We start from the raw sequence: 8,522 nt of genomic DNA, 5'->3' as shown, positions 1-8,522 counted from the left end.
ACAGCCTCCAGATCCAGACCCGCGAGCCGTTCCAGGGCGCGCGCCGGGTCGATCCGGCCCTCGCGCACCTGCTCGACCGCCACCACCACCGCCGCCCAAGGGGTGCGCTTGCCCGAGCGGGTCTGCAGCAGGTAGAGCACGCCTTCCTCGATGGTGAATTCGAATTCCTGCATGTCCCCGAATGCGGCCTCGAGCACCGTGGCGGCCTCCTGCACCTCGGCCGCCAGCGTCGGCATGCAGCGCTCGAACAGGTTCAGGTCGCCCAGCGCGTGGCGGCCGGAGACAAGGTCCTCGCCCTGACTGTTGAACTGGAAGTCGACGTACAGGTGCTTCTCGCCGGTCGCGGGGTCGCGGCTGAAGGCGACCCCCGAGCCCGAGGTGCCGCCGCTGTTGCCAAACACCATCGCCTGCACCGCGACCGCAGTGCCGAGGCCTTCCGGGATGTCGTTGAGCCGGCGGAAGGTCGCCGCCTTGCCCGAGTCCCAGGATCTGAGGATCGCCAGTACCGCGCCCTGCAGCTGGTCCTGCGGATTCTGGGGGAACTCCTGGCCGGTTACCGCGCGGAACAGCTCGAGGCTCTCCCGGGTGAGCGCGCGCAGCGCGTGGAAGTCGAGCTCTGCCGGAGCGGCGACCCCCGCGGTGGCGAGATGCCGGGCGGTCAGATCATCGAAGCGACTCGCCGGTGCGGCATGCACCACTTCTGCGTAGCTTCTCACCAGGCGCCGGTAGGAGTCCCACACCAGGCGCGGGTTGCCGGTGATGCGCAGCACTCCTGCGGTAGTGGCGTCGCACAGTCCGATATTGAGCAGGGTCTCCAGCATGCCCGGCATGGACACCGGCGCGCCGGAACGCACCGACACCAGCAGCGGCCGGCGGTGGCCGCCGAAGCTGGTGCCGCTGCGCTGTTCCAGCCAGCGCATGTGATCTACCAGCGCACCGCCGAGTGTCGGCAGCGCGCCTCCTGCCTGATGCCAGGCCCGGTACCAGTCGGTGGTGAGAACGAAGGCTGGCGGCACCCGCAGACCGGCCGCGGCCATGCCCGCGAGGTTCCAGGCCTTGACCCCGAGCCGATCGGCGCCGGCCGCCGGTGCCGGCTCGCCGACACCGATATGGAAGATCTGCTGAATGAGGGGCAGGTCGCTCATAGGTACTCCTCACAGGGCCGCGCGGGCCAGCGTCTGATCCCGCAGCATCTGCACGGTGTGCCTCAGGGCATCGGTCGCGCGCTCCAGATTGCCGGCGATGGCGTCGAGCACATAGAGCTCGCGCGCCTCGATCTCCTCGGCGAGCAAGGCATGGCGGACCTGACGCAGGGTGTCGTCGGCCATCTTCTCCAGATCGACTACCCGGTGCGCCGCCTGGAGGAAATCCTGCATGTCCTCGCGCGCCGTTCCCCGCCCCAACGCCTGTGCCGCGACCAGCGCCTTGAGGTATTCCTGAGTCGCCGACAGGGCGAGCGCGAACAGCGCCGCCAACGGAGCAGCGGCCGGGTGTGCCAACGGGCTGCGCGGCAGCAGCGAGCAGTGAAAGGCGGCCTCTTCCAGCTCATCGGTGACGTCGTCGGCACGGCTGGCGAGCCGGAGCATGAATTCACCGCATTCGACGCGTGGGCTCCTCTCGCGCACGCGCAGCACCAGGTCGTCGGCGCGCCGCTCCCAGTCCTTGGCGCGCAGGGCACGGGCCGCCAGGCACTGGTTGAAATCGGCGATGCCCAGTTGCAGCCAGGCGTCGCGCAGGCTTTCGGCGATCTCGACGGTGTAGGCCGCGTGTTCGACCACCGCGTCGAACAAGTCCTGTTCAGCACTGTGGAAGTAGCTGAAGAACTCGGCTTGCACCTCGTCGCGCACCAACGCCTGGGAGCGCCCGGCGAGCAGAGCATTGCTGCAGGCTGCAAGCACGAACTGCAGCAGGTGGCGCGCCTGCGGCAGGCCGATGATCTGTTGGAGTTGTTCGCCATAGCGCAGGCTGCCGTGGCCAGCCGACTCGAGCGTGTCGTATAGCAACTGCTGGCCACCACAGAGCAGGAAAGCTATGTGTCCATAGCCGTTCTTCGCCGCCCAGGACAGCAGCGCGATCGTCTCCTCGTTCGGCAGGAACGCCTTGAGCTGCTTGCGCGCCTTGTTCCAGTCGATCAGGAACACCAGCCGCGAGCCCAGCAAGTCGAGGAACTGCAGCAGCTTGTCGCGCTGGGCGGAGCGGAAGCGACCGATGCACAGGCGATAGAGCCCATCCTCCATGCTCGGGTCCTCGCGCGAACGGGCGCCTTCCCAGTCGACTTCGACGGCATCGAACAAGCCTTGGAAGAACTGCAAGCGCTGGAGGTGGACATCGGTGTAGGTGACGGTCACCTCGTCCACGCGCACATGCACCACCAGTACATGGGCGTCGGTGGTGCCGATGTCGTTCTGGATGATCAGGGTGTCGCCCGAACGGGTCACCGTGGTGCCAAGGCCCGGATGGTTGAACTTGAGCGGCGCCGTCTGGTGGAGGCCGGCCATGAACGCGCGCACCGCGTCCCGATCCGCCTCGTCGATGTTGTAGACCGCCGCCCCTTCCAGATACTCCGCGGCAAGCCGGCTTTGCACCTGGTTGAGCGCCTTGTGCGCATCCATCACCAGCAGATGCCAGCTGTCACCGGCTTCGCGGTCGCCTGAGGTCAGCAGGCCCAGGGCCTGGTCGTCGAGCAGGTCGTCGGCAGGGCGCTGGATCCGTTCTGACAGACGCGCCAGTCGCGTAGTGAATTCCGCCTCTTCGCCGCTTGTCTGCAGACCGAGCGGCACCAGCATTTCCTGCATGTCCTCGACGATACCGCAGACCAGTCCCTCTGCATAAGGGATGCGATAGCGGCCATTCTCCTGCAGGGCACTGCCGACCACTGTATCCAGCTCTACGCTATCCACACCGCAGGCCAAACGCTCGACGTGCATTGAGGAAAATGGCAAGTCTGGTTGTCGCGCATGGGAGCGAGCCGCCTGCAACAGGGCGAATCGGTATTTCAGCCGATCATTGGCGGCGAGCGCCGTGTTCACCAAGGCCGGCAGGGCGATGACCTCCTCGCCCAGGGCAAGCATGATCTTGCTCTTGTCCACCATGATGAACCCTCGCCCGGACCTTTCCCCTGTCTCTTCAGATTAGTCGCGCAGGGTGTCGCCCTGGGGGCGACTGGATGATCGGCAGCGGAGGCCGTGGCCGTTCGTCATAAACCTGCTGGACAGAGGGGGGAAGGCTGGTTGCAGCGGGAGATGCCCAGTGGTGGTAATCACATCGTTTTTTTACCCTTGTTTTGCTCTATCTGTTCAAGTTGTTCTAGAACACGGAGCCCGGATGTGCTGCGGGACACGCTTTGGAACTGTCGGTCACGCAAGGCAATGACGCGGTCAAAGCACATGCAGATGCTGAAGATCTGTTGTCGCTGACTACTAACCGGGCCTGACCGTCCCCCCTGATCGTAGTTCGGTACGCGGCCTCCCGCCGCCGAGGACTTGCCTGGTCACCCAAGCGCGACCAGCCACGCGGTTTTCAAGGAATACGGGGCACCAAAGGCCTGCTGAGCCCAGACTAAAAAAGACCAACAAAGCCCCGCATATCCATTCGCATCCTTCCCTCCCCCTGCGCCATCGAGCGAGCAGGCAATCGTACCGGCCCGGCGCCGAGAGCTGGCCGACGATCGGCACCGATTCTTCGTCAGAGTAACTTTCATTATGAAATTCACTATGTAATATTATGACCGAAATATAAACGAACACCGATCTGGAGAATCCCGATGAAAAGAGCCAGCTTCCAACCCATGCCTTGTCCGGTCGCCCATGCCCTCGAGCACATTGGTGACGGCTGGAGCTTGCTGATCCTGCGCGATGCCTTCTACGGCCTGCGCCGTTTCGACGAGTTCCTCAACAGCCTTGGTATCGCCTCGAACACCCTGACCCGCCGCCTGAATGATCTGGTGGCAGCCGGTTTGCTGGAGCGCCGCCCCTATCAGGACAACCCGCCACGCCATGAGTACCACCTCACCGAAGCGGGCCGGGATCTACGCCCGGTCATCCTGACGCTGATGGCCTGGGGCGCCCGCCACTCCAGCGGTTCAGACAAAGTTTTCCTGGCAGACGAAACAACCGGACAACCCGTGGCGCTGGCGTTGATGGATGCCAATACCGGTAAGCCCATCACCCATGAGGGCCACCGAGTACATGTGTCGCACGATGCCGATGAATTGACTCAATGGCGTGTCCGTACCGGCCAGGCCTACCGCCAGACCGATGCTCTGGTCAGTCACTTTCCCAATTAACCTTCCGCAGAGGTCATTTCGCCATGGAAGCTCAAGTCAGCGCTGAGCCCAAACAAGCAGACACCCCCGCCTCATCCGCCCCCGCCCGCCGCAAGAAAGCATTGCGCCTGGGGCTGCTGGCCCTCGCCGTGATCGGCGCCGTCGGCTATGGCAGCCATTGGTGGTTGGTCGACCGCTTCATCGAAGATACCGACGACGCCTACGTGGGCGCCGATGTCACGGTCATCAGCGCCAAAGTGCCGGGTTATATCAGTGAGGTGGCGGTGCTGGACAACCAGTTTGTCAAAGCCGGCGATCTGCTTGCCCGTATCGATGTGCGCGACTATCGCGCCGCATTGGCCAAGGCCGATGGCGCCGTGGCGGCGCAGCAGGCCAGCCTGATCAATCTCGATGCGACCGAACAGCTGCAACAGGCGGTGATCGACCAGGCCAAGGCACAGATCGATGCCTCGGATGCCGAAGCGCAACGGGCTGGAGATGATCGCACGCGCTATCAGAATCTGGTGCGCAGCCAGGCTGTGTCGGTAGAGAGTGCCCAGCGGGTCGATGCCACCTGGAAAACCGCCCGAGCTGATCGCGCTCGGGCTGACGCCGTACTGCTGGCGGCACGCCGTCAACTGGCGGTGATCGAAAGTCAACGCGGCCAGGCCCGGGCAGCGCTGCAACAAGCACAAGCCGAGCGCGAACAGGCCCAGCTGAACATCGGCTATACCGAGTTGCGCGCGCCCGTGGATGCTTATGTCGGTAACCGCCGCGCCAGGGTCGGCACCTACGCCGCCGCTGGTAGCCAACTGATCTCGGTCGTGCCGGCGAAGGGGCTGTGGATCGACGCCAACTTCAAGGAGGACCAACTGGCGCGCATGCAGGTTGGCCAAGGTGTCAGCATCCGGGCCGATATCCTGCCCGGCCGTGAGTTTCACGGTCACATCGAAAGCCTGGCACCGGCCACTGGCGCGCAGTTCAGCGTGCTGCCACCGGAAAACGCCACGGGCAACTTCACCAAGATCGTCCAGCGAGTGCCGGTACGGGTACGTCTGGACATCGCCGATGCCGAATTGGGTGCACTACGTCCCGGGTTGTCGGTTGTTGCTCAAGTGAACACTCATGATGCGTTGCAGCACAACGACGCTGCATTGGCAGGCCAGCCATGAGCAGCCCACTGCCCACACTGACCATGGCACAAAAAGTCGCCGCCTTCGCCACCATGTGCGTCGGCATGTTCATCGCCCTGATCGACATCCAGATCGTCTCCGCCTCGCTCAAGGACATCGGCGGCGGCCTGTCGGCCGGCGCAGACGATACGGCCTGGGTGCAGACAGCCTACCTCATCGCGGAAATCATCGTGATCCCCATGTCCGGCTGGCTCTCGCGAGTGATGAGCACGCGCTGGTTGTTCGCCGTGTCGGCAGCCGGTTTCACCTTGACCAGCCTGCTGTGCGCGTTGGCCTGGAACATCGAGAGCATGATCGCTTTTCGCGCCTTGCAAGGCTTTCTCGGCGGCTCGATGATCCCGTTGGTGTTCACCACGGCATTCATGTATTTCACCGGCAAGCAGCGGGTGATCGCAGCCTCCACCATCGGCGCCATCGCCTCGCTGGCCCCGACCCTGGGCCCTGCAGTGGGCGGCTGGATCACCGACATTTCATCCTGGCACTGGCTATTCTATATCAACCTGGTACCCGGCCTGTTCGTGACTTTTGTCGTGCCGATGCTGGTCAAGGTTGACCGGCCCAACCCTGCCTTGCTCAAGGGTGCTGACTATATCGGCATGGTCCTGATGGCTGTGTTTCTTGGTTGTCTGGAGTACACCCTGGAGGAAGGGCCGCGCTGGAACTGGTTCAGCGACAGCACCATCGCTACCACCGCCTGGATTGCGGGCATTAGTGGCGGATTGTTCATATGGCGCTGCCTGGAAATTTCCGAACCCATCGTCGACCTGCGCGCACTGGGCGATCGCAATTTTGCCCTGGGCTGCCTGTTTTCCTTTATCACCGGTATCGGCATTTTCGCCACCATCTACCTGACGCCACTGTTTCTAGGGCGCGTACGTGGATACGGCTCGCTGGACATCGGCCTGGCGGTGTTTTCCACCGGCGTGTTCCAGCTGCTGGCGATCCCGGTGTATGCGATGTTGGCCAACCGCATCGACCTGCGCTGGATTCTCATGCTGGGGCTGTCCTTGTTTGCCCTGTCGATGTGGGACTTCTCCCCCATCACCCATGACTGGGGCGCCAAAGAGCTGCTGCTGCCGCAGGCAATACGGGGCTTTGCCCAGCAAATGGCCGTTCCGCCCGTCGTCACCCTCACCCTCGGCGCCTTGGCCCCTAACCGCCTCAAGCTCGCCTCGGGGTTGTTCAACCTGATGCGCAACCTGGGCGGAGCCATTGGCATCGCCGCCTGCGCCACCGTGCTCAACGACCGGACCAACCTGCATTTTCTAAGACTGGCCGAGCACCTCAATACCCGCAACGAAGCCATGAATACCTGGCTCGACCAACTGACCGTGAATGCACAACTGCTCGGGCAGAACAGCATTGATGCCAGCCAGGTCGCACTGCATCAACTGTGGGCCCTGACCTGGCGGGAGGCACAAACGCTAACTTATGCCGACGCTTTCCTGATGATCATGGCCTGCTTCGTGGTCGCCACGTTGCTGGTGCCGTTGATGCGTAAAGTTCAGCCGCCCAAACAACCGTCCGCCGACGCTCATTAATCACGCTTGAAGGATTATTCGATGAACACTTTGCTTGATCGCATGCTTCCCTATGGGCGCTTTGTGCTGGCTGCGCTGGCCATCACGGTGGCCGGCTGCACAGTGGGTCCTGACTACCAGCGCCCCGCCGATCAGGCCGCCACTCAGTTCATGGCGCAGGACGCCTTGCAGCGCCGCGACGCCGGGCGCCCCGCACCCGAGCTGGAAAGCTGGTGGAAAGGCTTTGAAGACCCGCAACTGACCCAGTTGATTCAGAGGGTTCTGGCGCAGAATCTTGACCTGGCCGTGGCCATGGCCCGCGTGGAGCAGGCTCGTGCCGTCGCCCGAGAGGCCGGCGCGACGCGCCTGCCTCAAGGAAGCCTCGATGGCCAGGTCGTGCGGCAACGCCAGTCATTGAAAAGCCCGCAGGGCCAATTGGCTAGCAGCCAGCCCGGCTATGACCGCAACCAGACATTGAGCGACATCGGCGCCGGCGCGAGCTGGGAGCTGGATCTGGCGGGGGGGCTCAAGCGCGGCGAGCAGGCAGCGCTGGACGACGCCCAGGCCGCGCAAGCCAGCCAGGCAGGTGTACGCGTTTCCGTTGCCGCCGAAGCAGCTGACGCTTACTTGCGCATTCGCGGTGCTCAGCAGCGTATTCAGGTATCCGAACAGCAGGTAAAAAACCAAAGCGATTTGCTCGATCTGGTCGAGACACGCCTGGCCCAAGGGCTGGGCAACCAGCGCGAGACCGCCCAGGCCCGGGCAGTGCTGCAACAGGCGCGTACCACCCTGCCGCCCTTGCGAACCGAACTGGCGGTGCAACTCAACCGCCTCGACGTGCTGATGGGCGCCGCGCCCGGTACTTATGCCCGCGATCTGGCCGGTACCCCGCCCGATTTTTTTGATTACAAGATTCCACAGATTCCTTCCGACATCGCCCCAGGACAAATGCTGCGCCGGCGCCCTGATGTGATCGCGGCCGAGCGGCGTTTGGCCGCCAGCAACGAGCGGATTGGCGTAGCCACTGCGGAGTTTTACCCGAAGGTTTCGCTGGGTGGCCTCCTGGGTTTCTCCAGCCTGCATGGCGGTTCACTCTTTACAGAACAGGCATTCCAGCCACAGGCGCTGTTGGGGCTGCATTGGCGCCTGTTTGATTTCGGCCGTGTCGACGCGCAGGTCGCCCAGGCCAAAGGCGCAAATGCCCAGGCGCTGGCTGAATACCGCCAGTCGATGCTGCGCGCCAGCGAAGACGTCGAAAATGCCGTGGTGACCCTGACTCAACTAGAAGCCCAACGTCAGGATCTGGCCCTTGAAATCTCCTCCAGACAAGCCGCGCGACAAGCAGCGAGCGAGGCGTACCAAGGCGGTGCGGTGAGCCTGATCGAAGTGTTGAACGAGGACCGCGAACTACTCCGCACACGAGACCAGATGGCAGAACTCAATGCCAACGATGCGCGTGCCGCAGTGGCCACGTTCCGCGCTCTAGGGGGCGGATGGACCGTAGAGTAGCGCCGGTACGGTCGGCGAAAACCCAACTTTTTGAGA

General features: G+C 63.6%; 6 protein-coding genes. 4 read left to right on the top strand and 2 right to left on the bottom strand.

The features are described from left to right. A partial coding sequence (locus AC07VR_RS21250) for a PEP/pyruvate-binding domain-containing protein (RefSeq protein WP_495012459.1) occupies positions 1 to 1,145 on the bottom strand: 1,145 nt, incomplete at its 3' end. 9 nt (positions 1,146 to 1,154) lie between these two features. Beyond that, positions 1,155 to 3,092: a DUF47 domain-containing protein gene (locus tag AC07VR_RS21245; RefSeq protein WP_495012458.1), complete on the bottom strand. Its 1,938-nt coding sequence runs from the start codon at positions 3,090 to 3,092 to the stop codon at positions 1,155 to 1,157. Positions 3,093 to 3,763: 671 nt separating this feature from the next. Here AC07VR_RS21245 and AC07VR_RS21240 point away from each other — a divergent pair. Genes AC07VR_RS21240 through AC07VR_RS21225 form a run of 4 tightly spaced genes read left to right on the top strand, consistent with a single transcriptional unit; the run spans position 3,764 to position 8,486 of the window. Then, on the top strand, positions 3,764 to 4,285 hold the full coding sequence (locus tag AC07VR_RS21240; protein WP_494992959.1) for a winged helix-turn-helix transcriptional regulator: 522 nt from the start codon (positions 3,764 to 3,766) through the stop codon (positions 4,283 to 4,285). A 23-nt stretch (positions 4,286 to 4,308) separates the two neighbouring features. Next, a complete protein-coding gene (locus AC07VR_RS21235) occupies positions 4,309 to 5,436 on the top strand; it encodes an HlyD family secretion protein (RefSeq protein WP_495012457.1) in 1,128 nt (375 codons plus the stop codon). Next, on the top strand, positions 5,433 to 6,998 hold the full coding sequence (locus AC07VR_RS21230; RefSeq protein ID WP_494992961.1) for a DHA2 family efflux MFS transporter permease subunit: 1,566 nt from the start codon (positions 5,433 to 5,435) through the stop codon (positions 6,996 to 6,998). Before AC07VR_RS21235 ends, AC07VR_RS21230 begins: the two co-directional genes overlap by 4 nt. 21 nt (positions 6,999 to 7,019) lie before the next feature. Beyond that, positions 7,020 to 8,486, top strand: a complete 1,467-nt coding sequence (locus tag AC07VR_RS21225) for an efflux transporter outer membrane subunit (RefSeq protein WP_495012456.1) — start codon at positions 7,020 to 7,022, stop codon at positions 8,484 to 8,486. The last annotated feature ends 36 nt before the right edge of the window (positions 8,487 to 8,522 follow it).

The sequence above is a fragment of the Pseudomonas sp. GW821-FHT02H09 genome (assembly GCF_059421425.1).
This window is presented reverse-complemented; position numbering and strand designations above follow the sequence as displayed.

Bases quoted from the DNA above. Each gene is read 5' to 3' on its own strand.
- AC07VR_RS21240 (WP_494992959.1), top strand. From the start codon at position 3,764: ATGAAAAGAGCCAGCTTCCAACCCATGCCTTGTCCGGTCGCCCATGCC.
- AC07VR_RS21245 (WP_495012458.1), bottom strand. From the start codon at position 3,092: ATGGTGGACAAGAGCAAGATCATGCTTGCCCTGGGCGAGGAGGTCATC.
- AC07VR_RS21230 (WP_494992961.1), top strand. From the start codon at position 5,433: ATGAGCAGCCCACTGCCCACACTGACCATGGCACAAAAAGTCGCCGCC.
- AC07VR_RS21235 (WP_495012457.1), top strand. From the start codon at position 4,309: ATGGAAGCTCAAGTCAGCGCTGAGCCCAAACAAGCAGACACCCCCGCC.
- AC07VR_RS21225 (WP_495012456.1), top strand. From the start codon at position 7,020: ATGAACACTTTGCTTGATCGCATGCTTCCCTATGGGCGCTTTGTGCTG.